Annotated in this window: 18 protein-coding genes; 8 read left to right on the forward strand and 10 right to left on the reverse strand. The window is 41.0% G+C overall.

Annotated features, from left to right (window positions below; all coding sequences use genetic code 11):
• The first annotated feature begins 75 nt into the window (after positions 1–75).
• The 3 genes from SDEL_RS09210 (at position 76) to tpx (ending at position 4,672) form a co-directional block, all read left to right on the forward strand.
• Entirely contained in the window at positions 76–1,488 is a 1,413-nt protein-coding gene (locus tag SDEL_RS09210; protein WP_012857585.1) for an EAL domain-containing protein, read from the forward strand.
• 102 nt (positions 1,489–1,590) lie between these two features.
• A complete protein-coding gene (locus tag SDEL_RS09215; RefSeq protein ID WP_012857586.1) occupies positions 1,591–4,056 on the forward strand; it encodes an ABC transporter substrate-binding protein in 2,466 nt (821 codons plus the stop codon).
• A gap of 76 nt (positions 4,057–4,132) precedes the next feature.
• On the forward strand, positions 4,133–4,672 hold the full coding sequence (gene tpx, locus SDEL_RS09220; RefSeq protein WP_012857587.1) for a thiol peroxidase: 540 nt from the start codon (positions 4,133–4,135) through the stop codon (positions 4,670–4,672).
• Position 4,673: 1 nt separating this feature from the next.
• On the opposite strand, the gene SDEL_RS09225 is transcribed toward tpx, so the two are convergent.
• Genes SDEL_RS09225 through SDEL_RS09235 form a run of 3 tightly spaced genes read right to left on the reverse strand, consistent with a single transcriptional unit; the run spans position 4,674 to position 6,201 of the window.
• Positions 4,674–4,922 (reverse strand): hypothetical protein, encoded by a 249-nt coding sequence (locus tag SDEL_RS09225; RefSeq protein ID WP_012857588.1) that lies wholly within the window; start codon positions 4,920–4,922, stop codon positions 4,674–4,676.
• On the reverse strand, positions 4,919–5,629 hold the full coding sequence (gene pgeF, locus SDEL_RS09230) for a peptidoglycan editing factor PgeF (RefSeq protein WP_223295817.1): 711 nt from the start codon (positions 5,627–5,629) through the stop codon (positions 4,919–4,921). Before pgeF ends, SDEL_RS09225 begins: the two co-directional genes overlap by 4 nt.
• Complete coding sequence (locus tag SDEL_RS09235; protein WP_012857590.1) at positions 5,593–6,201, reverse strand: riboflavin synthase; 609 nt, start codon at positions 6,199–6,201, stop codon at positions 5,593–5,595. The genes pgeF and SDEL_RS09235 overlap by 37 nt, the downstream gene beginning before the upstream one ends.
• Before the next feature lie 148 nt (positions 6,202–6,349).
• On the opposite strand from SDEL_RS09235, the gene SDEL_RS09240 reads away from it, so the two are divergent.
• Entirely contained in the window at positions 6,350–8,302 is a 1,953-nt protein-coding gene (locus tag SDEL_RS09240; protein WP_012857591.1) for a methyl-accepting chemotaxis protein, read from the forward strand.
• 20 nt (positions 8,303–8,322) lie between these two features.
• Here the strand turns inward: SDEL_RS09240 and SDEL_RS09245 are convergent, their stop codons facing one another.
• From SDEL_RS09245 to SDEL_RS09255, 3 genes are read right to left on the reverse strand one after another with little or no spacing between them, the layout of a single operon-like run.
• Positions 8,323–9,255, reverse strand: coding sequence for a 5-oxoprolinase subunit C family protein (locus SDEL_RS09245; protein ID WP_012857592.1), 933 nt, complete (start codon positions 9,253–9,255; stop codon positions 8,323–8,325).
• A complete protein-coding gene (gene pxpB / locus SDEL_RS09250) occupies positions 9,252–9,935 on the reverse strand; it encodes a 5-oxoprolinase subunit PxpB (RefSeq protein WP_012857593.1) in 684 nt (227 codons plus the stop codon). Before pxpB ends, SDEL_RS09245 begins: the two co-directional genes overlap by 4 nt.
• On the reverse strand, positions 9,932–10,660 hold the full coding sequence (locus SDEL_RS09255) for a 5-oxoprolinase subunit PxpA (RefSeq protein ID WP_012857594.1): 729 nt from the start codon (positions 10,658–10,660) through the stop codon (positions 9,932–9,934). Before SDEL_RS09255 ends, pxpB begins: the two co-directional genes overlap by 4 nt.
• Positions 10,661–10,830: 170 nt before the next feature.
• Here SDEL_RS09255 and mnmG point away from each other — a divergent pair, with 170 nt between their 5' ends.
• From mnmG to SDEL_RS09275, 4 genes are all read left to right on the forward strand, one after another.
• Entirely contained in the window at positions 10,831–12,705 is a 1,875-nt protein-coding gene (gene mnmG / locus SDEL_RS09260) for a tRNA uridine-5-carboxymethylaminomethyl(34) synthesis enzyme MnmG (RefSeq protein ID WP_012857595.1), read from the forward strand.
• 103 nt (positions 12,706–12,808) lie between these two features.
• On the forward strand, positions 12,809–13,315 hold the full coding sequence (gene petA / locus SDEL_RS09265) for a ubiquinol-cytochrome c reductase iron-sulfur subunit (protein WP_012857596.1): 507 nt from the start codon (positions 12,809–12,811) through the stop codon (positions 13,313–13,315).
• Between the two features lie 11 nt (positions 13,316–13,326).
• On the forward strand, positions 13,327–14,583 hold the full coding sequence (locus SDEL_RS09270) for a cytochrome b (protein WP_012856540.1): 1,257 nt from the start codon (positions 13,327–13,329) through the stop codon (positions 14,581–14,583).
• Positions 14,580–15,446 (forward strand): c-type cytochrome, encoded by an 867-nt coding sequence (locus SDEL_RS09275; RefSeq protein ID WP_012856541.1) that lies wholly within the window; start codon positions 14,580–14,582, stop codon positions 15,444–15,446. Before SDEL_RS09270 ends, SDEL_RS09275 begins: the two co-directional genes overlap by 4 nt.
• A gap of 202 nt (positions 15,447–15,648) precedes the next feature.
• Here SDEL_RS09275 and accA read toward each other — a convergent pair whose 3' ends face one another.
• From accA to fabG, 4 genes are all read right to left on the reverse strand, one after another.
• Positions 15,649–16,587, reverse strand: a complete 939-nt coding sequence (accA, locus tag SDEL_RS09280; protein ID WP_012857597.1) for an acetyl-CoA carboxylase carboxyl transferase subunit alpha — start codon at positions 16,585–16,587, stop codon at positions 15,649–15,651.
• Between the two features lie 10 nt (positions 16,588–16,597).
• Entirely contained in the window at positions 16,598–17,806 is a 1,209-nt protein-coding gene (locus SDEL_RS09285; protein WP_012857598.1) for a beta-ketoacyl-ACP synthase II, read from the reverse strand.
• Between the two features lie 75 nt (positions 17,807–17,881).
• A complete protein-coding gene (acpP, locus tag SDEL_RS09290; protein WP_012857599.1) occupies positions 17,882–18,112 on the reverse strand; it encodes an acyl carrier protein in 231 nt (76 codons plus the stop codon).
• A 77-nt stretch (positions 18,113–18,189) separates the two neighbouring features.
• Positions 18,190–18,933: a 3-oxoacyl-ACP reductase FabG gene (fabG, locus tag SDEL_RS09295; RefSeq protein WP_012857600.1), complete on the reverse strand. Its 744-nt coding sequence runs from the start codon at positions 18,931–18,933 to the stop codon at positions 18,190–18,192.
• Between the last annotated feature and the right edge of the window lie 15 nt (positions 18,934–18,948).

Genomic DNA, 18,948 nt, shown 5'->3' on the forward strand with positions numbered 1-18,948 from the left:
TTTTTTTTTCAAAGCGTTTGTGTTAAAGTGCCACCCCTACATGTAATTGTGGGCATTTTGAACCAAAGGCAGAGGGTGGAGCCAATTCGAAAATACTATGCCAAAACAGGAACACTTTTTTTGCTCGTGTTTTCTCCGTTATATCTTTCCCTATGGTATCAACACTGGATCTTTTCCACATTATGGCTTACGCTTGTAGGCTCATCAGGTCTTGTCTATGTGACCACCTTGCGTTACAGCCATAAAAAACTCAAAAGCAGACTCAAATACAATCTTTACACCGATTTTAATACCAAACTGCCCAACCGTCTTCATTTTTTAAAAGAGGCAAAAAAGCTCTCTCAAAGCCATGAATCTACCTTGATTCTTATTAACATAGACTCTTTTCAAACCACCAACACCTTTTATGGTCATGCCTTTGGCGATGCCTTTTTAAAAACAATTGCGCATTGGCTCAAAAACAACCTTCCACCCATTGAAGCAACACTCTATAAATTCGAAGCGGATATTTATGCGATTTTTATCCCCGCTCCTTTTAGCACCTATAACCTCCAAAAATATCTCAAAAAACTCTCATTGCATATCACCAAAGAGCGCATTATCTGTCGAGGAATAGAGATAGATACCACATTAAGCATCGGCGCAACGCAAGGCACAAAAAACCTGCTCAAACTAGCATCCATCGCCTGTAAAGAAGCAAAAAACAAACGTCTTCCCTATCTCATCTACGACAAAAATTCTCACAAAGAAAAAGAGTACCATTACAATATCACAATGAACCACACCCTCAAAGAAGCACTCGCCAAAGACCGTGTGGTTCCTTTTTTCCAACCCATTGTCAATCTGCATAACGGTGAAATTGAAAAGTTTGAAACCTTAATGCGCATTCACAAAGAAGAGAAAGAGTACTACCTTCCCTCCGATTTCCTAGAGATAGCCAAGCACTCTAAAATCTACTCAAAACTCTCTATGGCGCTGATTCAAAAAGCGTTTGAGACCTTTCAAATCTCCTCTAACAGCTTTTCTATCAACCTTTCTTATCTGGATATGACGAACATTGTCACCAAAACGTTTATCCTAGAAAAACTCAAAGAGTTCAATGTCGGACCGTGGGTCATCTTTGAAATTTTAGAGAGTGATGGCATCGAAAACTATGAAGCAATCGCAACCTTTGTTGAAGAGGTCAAAGCCTATGGAGCGCAAATTGCCATTGATGACTTTGGCTCAGGCTACTCCAATTTTGAGCGCCTCAATGAGCTACGGGTGGATTATATTAAAATTGATGGCAGTCTTATTAAGAACCTTGACCGTAACGATGACACCAAAGTGATTGTCAAAAACATTGTTCGTTTTGCACAAGATTTAGGCATTAAAACCATTGCAGAATACGTCCACTCTGCGGATATTTTAGCCTGTGTGAAGGAGCTAGGTGTTGACTATGCGCAAGGGTATTATATTGGAAAACCTAGCGTCTATATGGCGCTTTAACAAGCTCTTTTTACCTTTTTACATGTAAAGAAGTTTTTTCGTTTTTTATAAGAGATTGTGCTACAATGTGTACATGCCTGTGACATAGGAAGGAGACTCTCCATGCGTGTGCTTCTTTGGATAAGTATTCTTACCATAGCACTTTTTGCCAACACGTCTAAGGAGACTATTTCCCTTCAACTTTCATGGCTTCATCAGTTTCAGTTTGCTGGGTTTTATGTCGCAAAAGAGAAAGGCTTTTATGAAGAAGCCAACCTTGATGTCACCCTTAAAGAATACGCTTCAAATATCCATCCAACCCAAGAAGTTTTAGAAGGACGTAGCACTTATGGTGTCGTCAATGGCTCTTCCTTACTGCTAGATAGAAACGCTCAAAAACCCGTAGTAGCGCTAATGGCACTTTTTCAAAGCGACCCTTCCGTCCTTGTTAGCACCAACCCTGCCATCAAAAGTCCTAAAGATTTAAAATACAAATACCTCTTAATGTCCGATGAAGATTTCCGATCCGTAGGTATTTTGGCGATGTTTTTAAGCCATGGCATTAAACGAGAAGAACTCTTTTTAAAAAACCACTCTTTGAATCTTGAAACCCTTATCAACCAACAAGTTGATGCGATGGCATGTTATATCTCCAATGAGCCTTTTATCCTCAAAGAAAAAAATATCTCGTATACCGTTTTAAGTCCAAGAGACCATGGATTTAACTTCTATGGAGATGTACTTTTTACCTCTGAAAAAGAGCTTTTACTCCATCCCAAACGAGCCAAAGCCTTTTACGATGCGACCAAAAAAGGATGGGAATGGGCATTTGAACATATTGATGAAACAGCACAACTCATCTATGAAAACTACAATACCCAAAAGAAAAGCCTTGAAGCCTTAACGTATGAAGGAAAAACTCTCAAGGAGTTAGCCTTTGATGAAGAAGGGCTCTTTGGTACACTCAAACCTAGCAAATTCGAAGAAATTGGCAATATTTATAGGGTGGGAGGGATTATGAAAAATGGTCTCTCGTTAAAAGGGTTTATTGATCCCTTATTTTTCGCAAAAACAGAGGTACGTATCGGTGTGTTAAACAGTCGTGATGAGAGTAATTCTCTCTCAAAATCATGGGATGAAAACGCACAGTACCTCTCTTCACTCTTCCCTCTGCACCATTTTGTGGTAATTCCCCTTGATTTTAAAACACTTGAAGAGCGGGTTAAAAACCATACCATTGAATTTGTCATCACCAATCCTCTGCAAGGGCTTCAACTTGAACATCGCTATGGTCTAGGGCGTATCGCAACTTTAAGTTCCCCTTACAAAGGAAACTATTACAGCGAATTAGGTACGGTTATCTTTACCCGTGCGGATGCAAAGCAGATTCAAAGCTATGAAGATGCCCGTAGTAAAAAAATTGGAGCCGTTTCAGAGCACTCCTTTGGCGGTTATCTCCTTGGTATCAAAGAGTTAGGCATTGCATCCAATAAAAATATTACTTTTTTTCAAACCCATTTTAATGTGATTAAAGCGGTTTTAAATGGAAGTGTCGATGTGGGTATCGTTCGTACAGATATCATCGAACAAATGGTTCACGAAGGATTTATCAAGCAAAGTGACTTAAAAGTCTTAGGCGCTAAAACACATCCCAACTTTCCTTTCATCAGTAGTACAGACCTCTACCCTGGATGGATGTTAGCTAAAATGCCCAACACGCCAGAGACCCTTTCCAATGAGCTCTTAAGCACACTGTTAAAACCACCATCTGCGTCCTCTTCGTCTAAACCTTTGTACCGTGTCAATACCACATTGGATTATTCAAAGATACATCATATTCTCAAAGAGTTTCATCTTTTTCCCTATGAGCAAGAGGCGATTACCTTTGAGGATGTGTATGCGAAGTACAAATTTTTACTCTTAGGTCTTGGCATTGCTTTTATCTTAAGCCTTCTTTTTAGCCTCTATATTCAACTCCTCAATCGCAAATTACAACACTACAGCCATGAAGTCCAACGCTTTAATGAAACCCTTGAACAAGAGGTCAATGAACGCACCCACGAGCTCTCCCTTTTAAATGCAAAACTCAAAGACTTAGCCAATATAGATGAACTCACAAAAATCGCCAATAGACGTTACTTTTTCCTACTTGCTACACAATACTTTCATGCAGCCAAACGCAATAACACTCCTCTTCATATCCTCTCCATCGATATTGATTGGCTTAAAAAAGTCAATGATACCTACGGACATGCGATGGGAGATGAAGTGCTCAAAGCCTTTTGCAAACACGTACAAAGCAGCCTTCGTCAAAGTGATCTCTTTGGACGCATTGGTGGAGAAGAGTTTTGTGTATGCATCCAAAATACACCCCTACAAGGAGCAAAAATTTTAGCAGAGAAGATTCGTCATAAGGTTGAAGCCAGTCGTGAATCCATCAACAATCAAGCGCTTCCTGCTATTACGGTGAGTATTGGTCTTAGCTCACTTCATCCTGAAGATGAAGAGATTTTCGATACGCTCAAACGCTCCGATGAAGCCCTTTACAAAGCAAAACATCATGGTCGAAACCAAGTACAAATTGTTTAGTTTGTACAGTTAAGAGTTTGTTTATTCAACTAAGTTATAATGCTTTAAACCTATATTTTTCTTAAAAGGACACACAATGGCAACAACCAAGCTCCAAGGAACACCTGTTAAACTCACAGGCGAAGAGATTAAAGTAGGAGACAGCGCTCCCACCATTAAAGTCGTCGCAAAAGATTTGAGTGAAATCAAAGTCGGTGGTAAAAGTGACAAAGCACAACTCATTGTGGTCGTTCCTTCCCTCGATACAGCCGTATGTGCGCAAGAAACACACACCTTCAATAAAAAAGCTGCTTCCATAACCGATGCAAGTGTGGTCGTGGTTTCTATGGACTTGCCTTTTGCTATGGGTCGTTTTTGCACCACGGAGGGCATTGATAATCTAAGCGTTGGCAGTGACTTTAGAGAAAAAGCGTTTGCACAAGCTTATGGCGTTTTAATTAAAGATGGTCCGCTTAAAGGCTTAAGCGCTCGTGCAATTTTTATCGTCAATAAAAGCGGAAAAGTGGTTTATAAAGAGATTTGCCCTGAAATCACCGAAGAGCCAAACTACGAAGCAGCACTTTGCGCCCTTGAAGAAGCAACGAGCAAAAAACGCTGTGGGTGTAGCAGTAAATAACCTAACTCAACTCCACACTCTCTTGTGTCTTTATAAGCCATAAGAGAGTCTCTCGTATACGTTGTACATCTTTTGCTTCTATCAACCCTTCACACGTTTGCATCATGCCTTGAAGCAACGTTGCATTCTGCCAATAATCAACCCCATGCCGTTTGGCATTCGCCTCAATCATCTCTAGCAAGCGTTCTTCTTCACTCTGCGCAAGTCGTTTTTGCTCCGCTTGATAAAGGGCGAGTCCTTTAGGTTTCATAAACAAATCACTCCTGCAAAACGCCCTGTTATTTTCTCTCTTCGATACGAAAAATAGTCTGAATCACAACAGGTACAAATCGAAGAGGCATCTATATGTTCCACTAAAACACCTCTTTCTAAAAAGGCTTTGTAATTGTAGGTTTGAAGGTCTAAAAAAAGACGTTTATTCTTTACATGTAAAAAGCCATCAAAGCCTTCACTCACCTCTTTTCCTATCTCGTAACAACACGCCCCAATACTAGGTCCCATAAAAATCTGCACTTCAGAAGCACGTGTTCCAAACGCTTCTTCCATCGCGTCCAAACACTTCACCCCAATGCCCAGCCTGCTTCCCTCTCGCCCCGCATGTGCCACACCAATGGCTTCATGCCTCGCATCGTAAAACAAAATGGGGATACAATCTGCCACCATGACAGAGAGTGCAATTTCTTTTTGGTTCGTGATCATCGCATCGCACGTAGGCGTTTGCCCCGCTTCTTCAATACGCACAATCTTATCGCCATGCACCTGCTCCATAAAAACAACCGCATCCACGTCCATTTTCTCACGCAAAATCTCTCGATTGGCGTTTACATGTAAAGAATTATCATTAACGTGTAACGCTAAATTAAGGCTAAAAAACGCCCCTTCACTCACTCCGCCAAAACGATTGGTAAAAAGATAACGCATCAATACGTCGCCATAATGCGATCCACCCCATTCCAATCCAACGCCTCTTTTTTGTGAAACATATGGTAGAGGTAGCGTGCGAACATATCGGTTTCCACATTGACCCTACGTCCTACTTTATAGGAAGCAATCAATGTTTTTTCAAGCGTATGCGGAATAATGGTCAAACGAAAGCCCTCTTTCATCACCTCATTGACGGTTAAGCTCACCCCATCAATGCTCACACTTCCTTTAGGAATCACAAAAAGAAGCGAAGCTTTGGGAATAGAAACTTCTATATCCAAACCATTTTCTCTTTGATTAAGCTTTTCTATCACTCCCACACAATCCACATGCCCTTGCACCATATGCCCATCCAGTCTATCACCTAACGCCAACGCTGGTTCCATATGCACTTTGCCTTTGAGGTTTTCCAATGCCAAAAGTGAGCGACTCTCCAAAGAGAGCTCCACGCTAAAGCCACCCTCAAAGAGTTCAATCACCGTTAAACACGCCCCATTAATCGCAATGCTATCGCCAATGGCTGGTTTGTACGTTGCACGAAGGGTTAAAATATTATTGGTATAACTGAGCACGTCTGCAAATTCTCGAATCAGTCCTGTAAACATAAGTAACCTTTATAATTTAGAAGGCATTATATCGTGTTTCAAATTGAGAATTCCTAAGAGAGAAAATAGCCTAAAAAAGGCGATTTAAAAAGCTTTACTTAACCTTATTAGTGTATAATTTTTGCATATTCCAAACAAGGAGTCCATCATGCAACAGTGGTCTATCTCCCAAAAAATCTACATCCCACTTTTTGGCAGTATTTTTATCGGTTTTATTTTGGTTCTTCTCTTTTCTTATCTAAGTATTCGCTCGATTGAAAAAGATGTGTATGAAAATGAAAAAGAGTCTCTGAGTATTTACCTTGACAATCAACTCGAAAGCCAATACGACATTGCCCTCACCAGTGCGATTAACATTGCATCGAACTACTATGTGTTGGAAGCCCTAAGCCATCAAGACCGCACCATCGCCGCCAAAGGGCTTAAAGAGCTGATGCAAACCTACCAGTCCAAAACGGACTATAAAGAAGCACAAATCCACATTCACACCCACGATGTAAAAAGTTTTTTAAGAGAATGGATGCCTAAAAAATTTGGCGATGACCTCTCTGGTTTTAGACATACCATCCTTAAAGTTAAAGAGACAAAACAACCCCTTAAAGCGATTGAAATGGGTGTGGCGGGTATGTCTTTAAGAGGATTGGCACCTGTGCTTAAGGATGGAGAATATCTAGGTTCGGTTGAGTTTATCAACGCTTTTGATACCGTCGTTGAAAACGCAAAAAAAGACTTAGGAGCGAGTGTCATTTTCTTAACCGATAAAAAGCACCTAAACCTCAGTGCTACCGCTAAAGATGCACTCCTTGCCAAAGATACAGCACTCTCACAACAAAAAGAGATCACCAACCTTACCCTCTTTGATGACATCAAATCTCTCTCCCTTACCACTCTCTCTTCGCCCTTTATCACAGATTCTTATTTTGTTGTCCGTAAAGAGCTACTTGCCTTTAATGGAGAGCGCATTGGAGAAGTGCTGATTGCCAAAGATTTAAAAGCCGTTCAAGCGATGGTGAAAGAAGCACAGTACGTTCTTGTAAAACAGCTTATTATCATGGGTATTATCACAGGACTTATCATGGCAATGCTCATTGTAGCGCTGAAAAAAACCGTTATTACGCCTGTGAAAGAGCTTAAAACCCGTGCGGAAAATCTCTCCAGTGGAGATGGTGATTTGACGAAAAAAATGGAAATTAAAAGTGGTGATGAGATTGGACAAGCCTCTGAATCTTTTAATCGTTTTATAGACAAAGTACGTGCCACCGTGAGCCTTGCAAAAATTTCCAGCAGTGAAAATGCTTCGGTAGCCAATGAACTGAGCTCAACCGCCCTTGAAGTAGGGAAACGAGCAGAAGAGACCTCATCAATCGTCAATGAAACCCATCAAATGTCACAAAATATGAAAGAAGAACTCAACGTCTCCTTACAAAAAGCACGAGAATCTGAAAGTGAAATCGCTATGGCACATGAAAAATTGCTCAATGCCAAAACGCATATTTTAAAAATGGCAGAACAAGTTCAATCCGCTGCCCATACCGAAATTGAACTCGCACACCAGATTTCACAACTTAGCCAAGACGCCGACCAAGTGAAAAGCGTTCTGACTGTTATTTCAGATATTGCCGACCAAACCAATCTTCTAGCCCTCAACGCAGCGATTGAAGCCGCACGTGCTGGAGAACATGGACGTGGCTTTGCCGTGGTTGCGGATGAAGTGAGAAAACTCGCTGAACGTACGCAAAAAAGTCTGGTTGAGATTAATGCGACCATCAATGTCATTATTCAGTCCATCAACGATGCGAGCGAGCATATGAATGAAAACTCTAAGAGCATGGAGAGCCTCACACTCATCGCCTCTGATGTGGAAAAAAACATTAATGAAACCACACTCATTATGGACAACGCAACCTTATCAAGCGAACATACGGTACAAGATTATATAAAAACAGGCAAAAATGTCGATACCATCGTTCACAAAATCGAAGATATCAACACCATTACCCTAAGTAATACACGCAGCATGGAAGAGGTCAGTGGAGCGACGGATCATCTCAATGACCTCACTGAAAAACTCAACAATGTTCTAGGAACATTTCGAACCTGAAAAAGCGTTACATGTAGGCATTACACTTCGCCTACATGTAACGTAAAGCGATAAAATGATGCTGTTATTTTATGGGCTTCTTCGAGTGAAATTTCACAAAAACGCACCCTTCCTCCTGCTTTTAATTGCGCTAATTTAAAACAATCCACCGCAATAACTGAGCCAATTTTAGGATACCCCCCAATCGTTTGACGCTCTTTTAACAAAACGATCGGTTCACCATGACTCGGCACTTGCACCGCACCATAACAGATAGGCTCCGAGAGAATCCCATTCACATCCGCTACCACCTTCTCACCACGGAAGCGATATCCCATGCGATCTCCCTCTCCTTTAAAGGTATACGGTGTAGCGAAAAAAGTTTTTTGCGCATCTTCATTAAACTGCGCCTCTTGATACCCTTTAAGGACACGCACACAAATCTCTTCTGGATAGGTAGGAATAAACGCTGATTGCAATCGTCGCACCTCTTTACGAGACAACATCTCTTTTACATGTAAAAAATCTCCTGCTTTTAGTTTGCGTCCCTCGATGCCCCCTAATCCCTCTTTAAGACTGGTTGAAAAACTGCCATACGCAAAAGGCGTTTGAAAACCACCCTCCACAGCGAGGTAGGCAAATTGCCCATCGCTTGCAAAATCAAAACGTAGCACATCCCCTTTTTGAAGCAGATGTGTCTGCCATAACGCCAATCGTTTTCCTCCGCACATAGGTTCCATCGAAGCCCCACAAATGGCGATACGCATCGTCGCTTGAGCCTTCACAACCAAACCGCCTAGAGCTATTTCAATGGCTGGTGTGTTGAAGGGATTGCCCACAAGCATATTGGCATAGGCAAAAGCGAGTTCATCCATCGCACCGCTTTGCGTGAGTCCAATGTCCCCAAAGCCTTTACGTCCCGCATCTTGAATCGAGCTTTGAACGCCTCCATTTTCAACCAACAAACCCTTCACAGCACACCACCCAAACGTAAAAATTCCTCTTTGCTGATACGCTCATAACGTACACGATCGCCTACATGTAAAAGCGATAAACCTTCATAAGAAGCATCGAACATCGCCATGGGTGTGCGACCCAAAATCTTCCATCCACCAGGGCTTTGCGACGGATAAACGGCACACTGCCTATCCGCAATGGCAACACTGCCTTTTGGAACTACTTTGCGTGGACTCGCTAAGCGTGAAGTTGCCAAACGTACGTCCAATTCTCCCAAATAAGCAAATCCAGGCGCAAAACCAATGGCATACACACGGTACGTCTCTTTTACATGTAACGCAATAATCTCCTCCACACTCAACCCTTTTTCCTCCGCCAAAAGCGCCAAATCCAACCCAACCTCTTCCCCATAATAAACAGGAATCGTAATGGTTTTAGATGCCTGTACAGCTCTATCCAAAGCTCCCAAAAGGATTCTTTCTATCGTCTCAGACGCCCCTTTAAAATCAAAGCGTAAAACATCATAGCAGACCATCAAAGAGGCATACGAAGGGATAATTTCATCAAAGCCCTCAATTCTTGCCTCTTTGAGCGCACCATAAGCACGCTGAACCCACGAAGAGACGCTAGGGTCAATAGTCGAACCAAAAGAGAGTATCAGCGCTGACTCAGAAGCAACATGATACGTTGGTTTCACATGCTTTTCCTCAGTGTTTCTACCAAAGCTACCGCTTCTTCATTGTCACCATGCACACACATCGTATCTGCTCTAAGCGCAATTTTTTTGCCTGAAATCGTCTCTAAAACACCCTCTTTTTGCAGTAGTTTCAACCGTGCAATGACCGCTTGAACATCGTGGATGACCGCTCCTTTTTGGCTGCGAGGCACCAAAAATCCCTCATCATCGTATGCCCTATCCGCAAAAACTTCATACAAAAGTTCAAGTCCAAAACTCTTAGCAATGGCTTCTTCTTTATGGGTATCCCTTTTGGAGAGAATCATCAGTTTTAAATTCGAATTAAACCGAGCTACCGCTTTAGCCACCGCTTCAAAAATGCGTATATCTTTCATCATATCATTGTAAAGACCCCCGTGAGGTTTCACATAGGAGAGTGTCGCTTGATTGGCGGTAATAAAACCTTGCAGTGCGCCAAGCTGATAAATCACCATTGCCTCCACCTCTTCTAAAGAACATGCCATACTGCGTCTTCCAAATCCCACCAAATCAGGATAGGCAGGGTGTGCGCCAATGATCACACCGTGTTTGAGAGCAAGTTGAATGGATTTTTCCATAATCACAGGGTCTCCCGCATGAAAACCACACGCAAAATTTGCCATATCAACATAAGGCATTATGGCTTCATCCAGTCCCATTTTCCATGAACCAAAACTCTCTCCAGCGTCACAATTTAATAAAATCATCGTGCTATCCTTCCTTCAATAGTTATGCGTTTGAATAAAGAATCTTACCACAAAACAAAACGCTCTCTAGGCTTAATACTTCACCATTACTCTTTACATGTAAAGATTTAAAAACGTTAATCATTGTATAATGAGCTAAATTTATGTTAATAACGAAGGTAATAATAATTATGAAGTATGACGTGATTGTAATTGGGGGTGGACACGCAGGCATCGAAGCCTCTTTAGCTGCGGCAAGACTGGGAAACAAAACCTTGCTGATCTCTATTTTAGCAGAGCAAATTGGAGCAGCCAGCTGTAATCCTGCCATTGGTGGACTGGCTAAAGGACATTTGGTCAAAGAAATTGACGCACTCGGTGGTCAAATGGCGCTTGCCACGGACAACGCAGGTATTCAATTTCGAACCCTCAATCTTTCCAAAGGTCCAGCGGTACGTGGAAGCCGTGCACAAATCGACATGGACAGATACCGCATTTATATGCGCACCATTATTTTAAACACTGAAAATCTTTATGTCGCACAAGAGATGGCAGAAACACTTGTCGCACAAGAGGGTAAAGTCACAGGCGTTATCACCCAATTTGGCAACCACTATCACGCACCTAAAGTTATTTTAACCACAGGAACCTTCTTAAATGGATTGATTCACATTGGTGAATTCCAGCAAGAAGCCGGACGTGTAGGTGAGTTTCCCTCACGCACCCTCTCTGAGTCCATCAAATCCTTAGGCATTACGATGGGGCGCTTAAAAACAGGAACGTGTGCAAGAATTGACGCAAAAAGTATTGATTTCTCAAAAATGGAACTCCAACCAGGCGATGAAAATCCTCTGCCTTTTAGTTTTAGAACCACACGTGAAACGTTTAAGCCTTTTCAACTACCGTGTTACATCACCTATACCAACGAAGATACGCATACGCTCATTGAAAGTAACTTTCACAGAGCACCCCTTTTTACAGGACAAATCAGCGGCATAGGACCTCGTTATTGTCCCAGTATCGAAGATAAAATTAACCGCTTTCGAGATAAAGAACGTCACCATCTTTTCATTGAACCTCAAACGAGGGAAGCAACCGAATACTACATCAATGGTTTTGCAACTTCCCTTCCTACTGATACCCAGTTAAATATGATTCACTCCGTAGAAGGGATGGAAAATGCGCGCATTGTTCGATACGGTTATGCGATTGAGTACGATTATGTAGACCCAACGGAGCTTAAACACTCATTGGAAACGAAAAAAATCGAAGGACTCTACTGCGCAGGACAGATCAATGGTACCACAGGCTATGAAGAAGCTGCCGCACAAGGCTTAATGGCAGGCATTAACGCCTCTTTGGCGCTTAGAGATGAAGAACCCCTAATCTTTAGACGAGACGAAGCGTACATTGGCGTTTTGATTGATGATTTGGTCACCAAAGGAACTAAAGAACCTTACCGTATGTTCACCTCTCGAGCAGAATACCGTTTGCTGTTGCGTGAGGACAATGCGGATTTAAGATTGATGCCATACGGATACAAACTAGGTCTCATCGACGAACAAACTCACCAAAAAATGGTCAAAAAACGCAAAGAGCTTAACGAAGGCGTCGCATATCTGGAAGCCACAACCTTAACCCCTTCCAATGAAAATAATGCCTTTTTAGCGAGCATTGGAGAAGATAAAATTACCGATAAAGTGACCCTACAAAAAATTGTCGCTCGTTCAGAGTTTAGTATCGAAAAGCTCGAAAAAATAGCACCGTGTGTCCAAAATTTTACAGAAGAAGCGAAAGAACAAATCCTAATCGAAGCCAAATACAAAAATTACATTGAAAAACAAAAAGAACAAATTGATATTATGAAAGAGATGATGGATGTAAAAATTCCCCCCATGATGGATTTTAGCTCCATCTCAGGACTAAGCAACGAAGTGGTGGAAAAGCTGCAACGCTTTAACCCACCAACCCTTTTTGCCGCCAGCGAAATCAGTGGTATTACCCCTGCGGCATTAGATATTTTACATGTATATATCAAATTTTTTAATAAAAAAAATAACTTTTGACGCAAAATTGACGCAAATTTCATACAATTGACATACGTCATAGATTCTTAATAATTTATGCGATAAAATTGTCACAAATTAATCTAAACGAAAGGAATAAGGGATGGCTGTTGAACAAAACAGACGCGATTTTATTGGCATGGCATTGGGCGGTGTCACGGCTGTCGGCGGGGTCATGGCGCTAGGAGCCATGAAGAAGACATGGGATCCACTTCCCAGCGTACAATCTGCTGGATTTATTACAGTGGACCTCTCACCGATGCAAGAGGGAGAGTTAAAAACACTTCAATGGAGAGGGAAACCCATCTTCGTTTTGAAGAAGACCGCAGAGATGAAAAAAAATGAAAATCGTGATGTAGTGGCTGGGAATAAAAACTATACGGTCATTATAGGTCTTTGTACGCACTTAGGATGTATTCCAACATGGGTTCCTGCAAAAAAAGAGTTTCTCTGTGCCTGTCACGGCGGCGTCTTTGATGCCAGTGGTGTTAACACATTTGGACCACCACCACGTCCTATGGATATTCCTCCTTTTAAAATCGATGGCGAGAAACTCGTTCTCGGTGAAGAAGGACCAGAATATAAAAAACTAACCGCTAAAAAAGCATAAAGGAGGCAATCATGGCAGAGATTAGAAAAGCAGATGGGTTTGTTGATTGGCTCGATCAGCGTTTGGCGGTTAAAGCGTTTATGCGTGTAATGATGACAGAGTATTGGATTCCCAAAAATATCAACTTCCTCTGGGCGATGGGTGTTGTTTTGGTTGTTCTCTTTTCCATTCTTATCGTCACAGGTATTTTTCTTTTAATGTACTACAAACCTGACATTAACCTAGCATTTGATAGTGTCAACTACACGATTATGCAAGAAGTTGAGTATGGTTGGCTTTGGAGACATATGCACGGTGTAGCAGCCTCTGCTATTTTCCTTGTCATTTATATTCATATGTTTACAGGTATCTATTATGGCTCTTATAAAAAAGGGCGTGAGATGATTTGGCTGACTGGTATGGCACTTTTTGGTCTCTTCTCCGCAGAAGCCTTTAGTGGGTATATGCTTCCATGGGGACAGATGAGTTACTGGGCAGCACAGGTTATTACCAATCTGTTTGGTGGTATTCCAGTCATTGGTGAAGCACTGGTTATTTGGATTAGAGGTGACTTTTTAGTTGCTGATGCGACCTTGACACGTTTCTTTATGTTGCACGTGCTTTTATTGCCATTAGCCATTATTTTAGTCATTGCGATTCACTTCTACTCTTTACGTTTTCCTCACGTTAACAATCAAGAATCAGAAGAGCTTAATTTTGATGTGGAAGCTAAAAAATACTTAGACGGTAAAAAAGCTGAATCTAAAGTGGTTCCTTTTTGGCCAGTATTCCTCTCCAAAGATTTCTTTGTTGTGGGTGTTGCCCTTACTATTTTCTTCTATTTAGTCTGTTACCACTTTGATTTTGCGATGGATCCCATTAACTTTGAACCAGCCAATACCATGAAAACACCTGCACATATCTATCCTGAGTGGTACTTCTTGTGGAGTTATGAAGTGTTACGTGGCTTCTTCTTTGATATTGGTGGTATTGCGGCTATGGATATTGGTTTAGCAGCATTTGGATTTGCGAATGTTATTTTTATGCTTCTTCCATTCCTTGATAGAAATACAGACCATGTTGCACCTGCACACAAACGTCCCATGTTTTTTGTTTGGTTCTGGTTGTTACTCATTGATATGATTGTGCTTACCGTTTATGGAAAATTACCTCCAACAGGAGCTAATGCATGGGTAGGTTTCTTTGCGGCATTAAGCTTTATTTTACTCTTTGTTGCCCTACCAATTATTACCAAAATGGAAGCAAAATGTCAGGGAGGTTGTAAATGAGAGAATTAAAAATCTTAGCGGTTGTCGTATTCTTTACCGCTGTTGTTTATTGGGGTGTTGAGCCCTTTGCTCACTCACAAATGCATCCTCATGTTGCCCCCGCGGATTATACTTTTAAAGAGTTAGGCGCTTCAGGTAAAATAGGCGATGCGACCAAAGGTGCAGAGACGTTTTTAAGTGCAGGCTGTACGGGATGTCACTCACTCAATGTTGCAGGTATGCCAGCACCCATGGATGATGCCTCAGCTTCTGCTTCCTTTGGAGTGGTACCACCTGATTTAAGTACAGCGGGTGCTATTTATGATAAAAACTATTTAGCGGAATTGATTAAAAATCCAACGAACGCACTTAAAGTAGAGCATAAATTTGATGAAACACGTCCTCATCCAATGATTGCGTTTTATGGTACAGGTGGAGATTTGGATCAAGAAGTCGCAGACATTGTGGCGTATCTTCAAAGTATTGCGCCTAAAGAGATTAACGATAAACAAGTCTATGTTGATGCGTGTCAGAGATGTCACGATATGAAATATGACAAACTCCTAAGCCCAAGTGATAAAACAGCACTGAGCGCTTATATGGGAACCTTACCTCCTGATTTGTCTATTATGATTCGTGCCAAAAGTAAAGAGTATCTTCATACCTTTATTAACGATCCACAAAAACAACTTCCAGGTACGTCTATGCCTCGTGTAGGACTGACCCAAAAGGCTGAAGCACAAGTGATTGCTTACATGGAAAAAGTAGGAGATCGTAAAAAAGCAGAACGTGAAGACTTAGGCTATAGCTTAATTGGCTTTATGATTATCTTTACACTCTTAGCGTATCTATGGAAAGTTAAAATCTGGAGAGAAGTTCACTAGGAACTTCTTTACATGTAAAGCCATTTTACTTCTCTTATGGAAGTAAAATGGCTTCTTCTCTCATCTACTCTTATCTCTTACATTTTTTCTACAAAACTTTTGATTCAAGACAAATAAAAACATTTACATGTAAAGATGAATAAGAATTGATTTGTTAGAAAAAAAGAAGGGAAGAAAAGAGGTAAAAAACGCTAAAGTTCATTTAGCGCTCTTCATACGCTCCGATAGAAGTAATACGCTCATAACGTTTATCCATACGTTCTTGCGCTGTTAATGCATCGAGTTCTTCTAAAGATTTTAAAAAATAATCTCCTAAAGCTTTAGCCGCACTCTCCTTATCACGATGCGCTCCTACTAAAGGCTCATCAATAATCGCATCAATTAGTTTAAGTTGATAGAGGTCTTCTGCGGTAATTTTCATCGCTTTGGTTGCATTTTCTTGCTTACTTGGGTCATTCCATAAAATAGCCGCACACCCTTCTGGAGAGATAACAGAAAAAACAGAGTAACGCATCATGGCCACTCTATCACTCACACCAATAGCAAGTGCGCCTCCACTTCCACCTTCTCCAATAACCACAGCCACACTTTTCGTATTTAAACGGCTGAGTTCAAAAAGATTTTTAGCAATCGCTTCACTTTGCCCTCTCTCTTCAGCTGCAATTCCTGGATACGCACCTGGAGTGTCAATCAAAAACAAAATAGGCAAATCAAATTTTTCTGCCATCTTAGCAATACGAAGTGCTTTACGATACCCTTCTGGATGAGGCATACCAAAATTACGTTTGATTTTATTTTTGGTTCCTCTTCCTTTTTGCTCACCAATCACAACAACTTTACGAGCGCCAAGATACCCCACATAACAAACAATCGCTGCATCATCCGCAAAATTTCTATCGCCATGAATTTCATAGCTATCTCGTAAAAGTGTACGAATATAATCAAGCGCATACGGACGGTCAGGATGCCTTGCTAATTGTAGTTTTTGATACTCTGTTAAGTTTTTATAGGTTTTAGAAATCTCTTTTTCAAGATTTTTCTCTAAAATTTCAACGGCATGACTATCGCCTTTGATTTTGGCAGTCGAAATATCTTCATCAATTTGTTTAATACCGTTTTCAAAATCCAAATAAGTTGCCACTTATCTTTCCTTATACCCGTTTAAAAATAACAGAACCATTGGTTCCGCCAAAACCAAAAGAGTTACTCATAATATACTCTGCTTTGTATTTTCGAGCCACATTGGGGATATAATCCAAATCACAATCAGGATCTGCATTTTCATAATTAATCGTAGGTGGTAAAATTTCATCACGTAGTGCCATCAAAGAAATAACCGCTTCAATAGCCCCAGCAGCACCTAAACAGTGACCTATTTGACCCTTGGTTGAGCTAATCTGAGGAACATTTTCTCCAAACAACTCTTTAATCGCTGCTGTCTCATTTTTATCGTTTGCTGGTGTACTCGTTCCATGTGCATTAATATAATCAATCTTTGGATAACCTGCCATTTTATAGGCTGCTCGCATCGCACGAAATGGACCATCCAAACTAGGAGAAGTAATATGACTGGCATCTCCACTCTCACCAAAACCAACAATTTCACCGTAAATATGAGCACCACGAGCTAACGCATCTTCATACACTTCTAAAACAAGTGCGCCCGCACCTTCACCCATAATAAATCCATCACGTTCTACATCAAACGGACGAGATGCACGTTTGGGTTCATCATTGCGTGTAGAAAGAGCTTTCATCGCAGCAAAGCCACCGACACCTGCTGCACAAATCGCTGCTTCTGCACCGACCACTAGCATTTTTGTAGCGCCACCTGTTAAAATGGTTTTTGTTGCATCACTAATGGCGTGTGTTCCCGCGGCACATGCAGTGACGGAAGAGAGATTAGGCCCTTTGAGTCCATATTCAATAGAAACCATACCACCTAGCATATTAATCAAAGCCGATGGAATGAAAAAGGGAGAAATTTTACGAGGTCCTACACTATTGACAATCACAGAGTTTTTCTCAATAACGACCAAACCACCAATACCAGAAGCAGAGCTAACACCAAAACTCTCAGCCTCAAAAGCTCCAAATTTAGCATCTGCCATTGCTTCTTTTGCAGCAGCCAATCCTAACTGAATAAAACGATCGGCTTTTTTAACTTCTTTGGGATTCATAATTGTATTAGGATCAAAATCGGTAATTTCACCAGCAATTTTGACAGAATGCTCGGTTGTGTCAAACGAACTAATGCTTTTAATGCCACATTGACCCTCAACGATAGCTTTAAAAGAACTCTCTTTATCCAAACCTAATGAATTAATCATTCCTATGCCAGTAACAACAACTCTTTTCAAATTTTCATCCTCTTTTGTAATCTTAGTGGGAATAGGGAGAACCCGCCAAAGCGGGTTGTATTATGCGATATAAAATTATTTGTGTGCTTCAATGTAAGACATTGCGTCTTTAACAGTGACGATTTTTTCAGCGTCAGTATCTGGAATCTCAATGTCAAATTTCTCTTCAAGAGCCATAACGAGTTCAACAACGTCAAGTGAGTCAGCGCCCAAATCTTCTACAAATTTTGACTCCTCTTTTACCTCGTCAGGATTAACATTCAATTGTTCAACAACAACTGCTTTTACATCATCAAATAGTGCCATTTAATAGCTCCTTTAAAAAATTTTCACCATTTTATCAAAAAAACCTTTAATTTGAATTTTGTACGCCAAAACTCCCTTTACATGTACATTCCACCGTTCACCTTAAGCACTTCTCCTGTGATATACATTGAGCTATCACTGAGTAAAAAAGCCACCGCTTCTGCGATATCTTTAGGAGTTCCAAAACGCTTCAGTGGAATCTTAGAGGTATAGCTCTCTTTAATTTCTGCACTGAGTTTATCGGTCATTTCTGTTGCAATGAAACCTGGTGTAACACTGTTAAAACGAACATCTCTTGCACTCCCCTCAAGTGCAAAACTTTTGGTCATAGCAATTAAACCACCTTTACTTGCGCTGTAATTGACCTGACCTGCATTACCTGTTTCACCTACGATAGAGGCGATATTTACTACACTGCCAAAACGTTTTTTACTCATCACTTTTAACGCTTCACGGCATCCCACAAATGCGGAGGTTAAATTGATATCAATCACCGAAGTAAAATCCTCTTTTTTCATACGAATCGCTAATTTATCATTGGTAATACCTGCATTATTGACCAAATAGGAGAGCTCACCATCGCTATCCACAATCGTTTTAATGCCCTCAACGAACGCTTCTTCATCGGCAACATCAAACCCAATCACCGCAGCTACACCACCATTGGCTTCAATTTCTGCCTTAATCGCATCGGCTTGTTCTGGACGAGAACGATAATTCACCCACACTTTAAGCCCATAACTGGCTAATGTCAATGCTATCTCTTTACCAATACCGCTTGCCGCACCTGTGACTAAAACATTTTTTCCACTAAATTTCATTGTTTTCCTTCTACG

The organism is Sulfurospirillum deleyianum DSM 6946 (assembly GCF_000024885.1).
Taxonomy (GTDB): Bacteria; Campylobacterota; Campylobacteria; order Campylobacterales; family Sulfurospirillaceae; genus Sulfurospirillum; species Sulfurospirillum deleyianum.

Bases quoted from the DNA above. Each gene is read 5' to 3' on its own strand.
- SDEL_RS09270 (WP_012856540.1), top strand. From the start codon at position 13,327: ATGGCAGAGATTAGAAAAGCAGATGGGTTTGTTGATTGGCTCGATCAG.
- petA (WP_012857596.1), top strand. From the start codon at position 12,809: ATGGCTGTTGAACAAAACAGACGCGATTTTATTGGCATGGCATTGGGC.
- tpx (WP_012857587.1), top strand. From the start codon at position 4,133: ATGGCAACAACCAAGCTCCAAGGAACACCTGTTAAACTCACAGGCGAA.
- SDEL_RS09240 (WP_012857591.1), top strand. From the start codon at position 6,350: ATGCAACAGTGGTCTATCTCCCAAAAAATCTACATCCCACTTTTTGGC.
- fabG (WP_012857600.1), bottom strand. From the start codon at position 18,933: ATGAAATTTAGTGGAAAAAATGTTTTAGTCACAGGTGCGGCAAGCGGT.
- SDEL_RS09215 (WP_012857586.1), top strand. From the start codon at position 1,591: ATGCGTGTGCTTCTTTGGATAAGTATTCTTACCATAGCACTTTTTGCC.
- acpP (WP_012857599.1), bottom strand. From the start codon at position 18,112: ATGGCACTATTTGATGATGTAAAAGCAGTTGTTGTTGAACAATTGAAT.
- SDEL_RS09275 (WP_012856541.1), top strand. From the start codon at position 14,580: ATGAGAGAATTAAAAATCTTAGCGGTTGTCGTATTCTTTACCGCTGTT.
- SDEL_RS09235 (WP_012857590.1), bottom strand. From the start codon at position 6,201: ATGTTTACAGGACTGATTCGAGAATTTGCAGACGTGCTCAGTTATACC.
- SDEL_RS09225 (WP_012857588.1), bottom strand. From the start codon at position 4,922: ATGAAACCTAAAGGACTCGCCCTTTATCAAGCGGAGCAAAAACGACTT.
- SDEL_RS09255 (WP_012857594.1), bottom strand. From the start codon at position 10,660: ATGATTTTATTAAATTGTGACGCTGGAGAGAGTTTTGGTTCATGGAAA.
- mnmG (WP_012857595.1), top strand. From the start codon at position 10,831: ATGAAGTATGACGTGATTGTAATTGGGGGTGGACACGCAGGCATCGAA.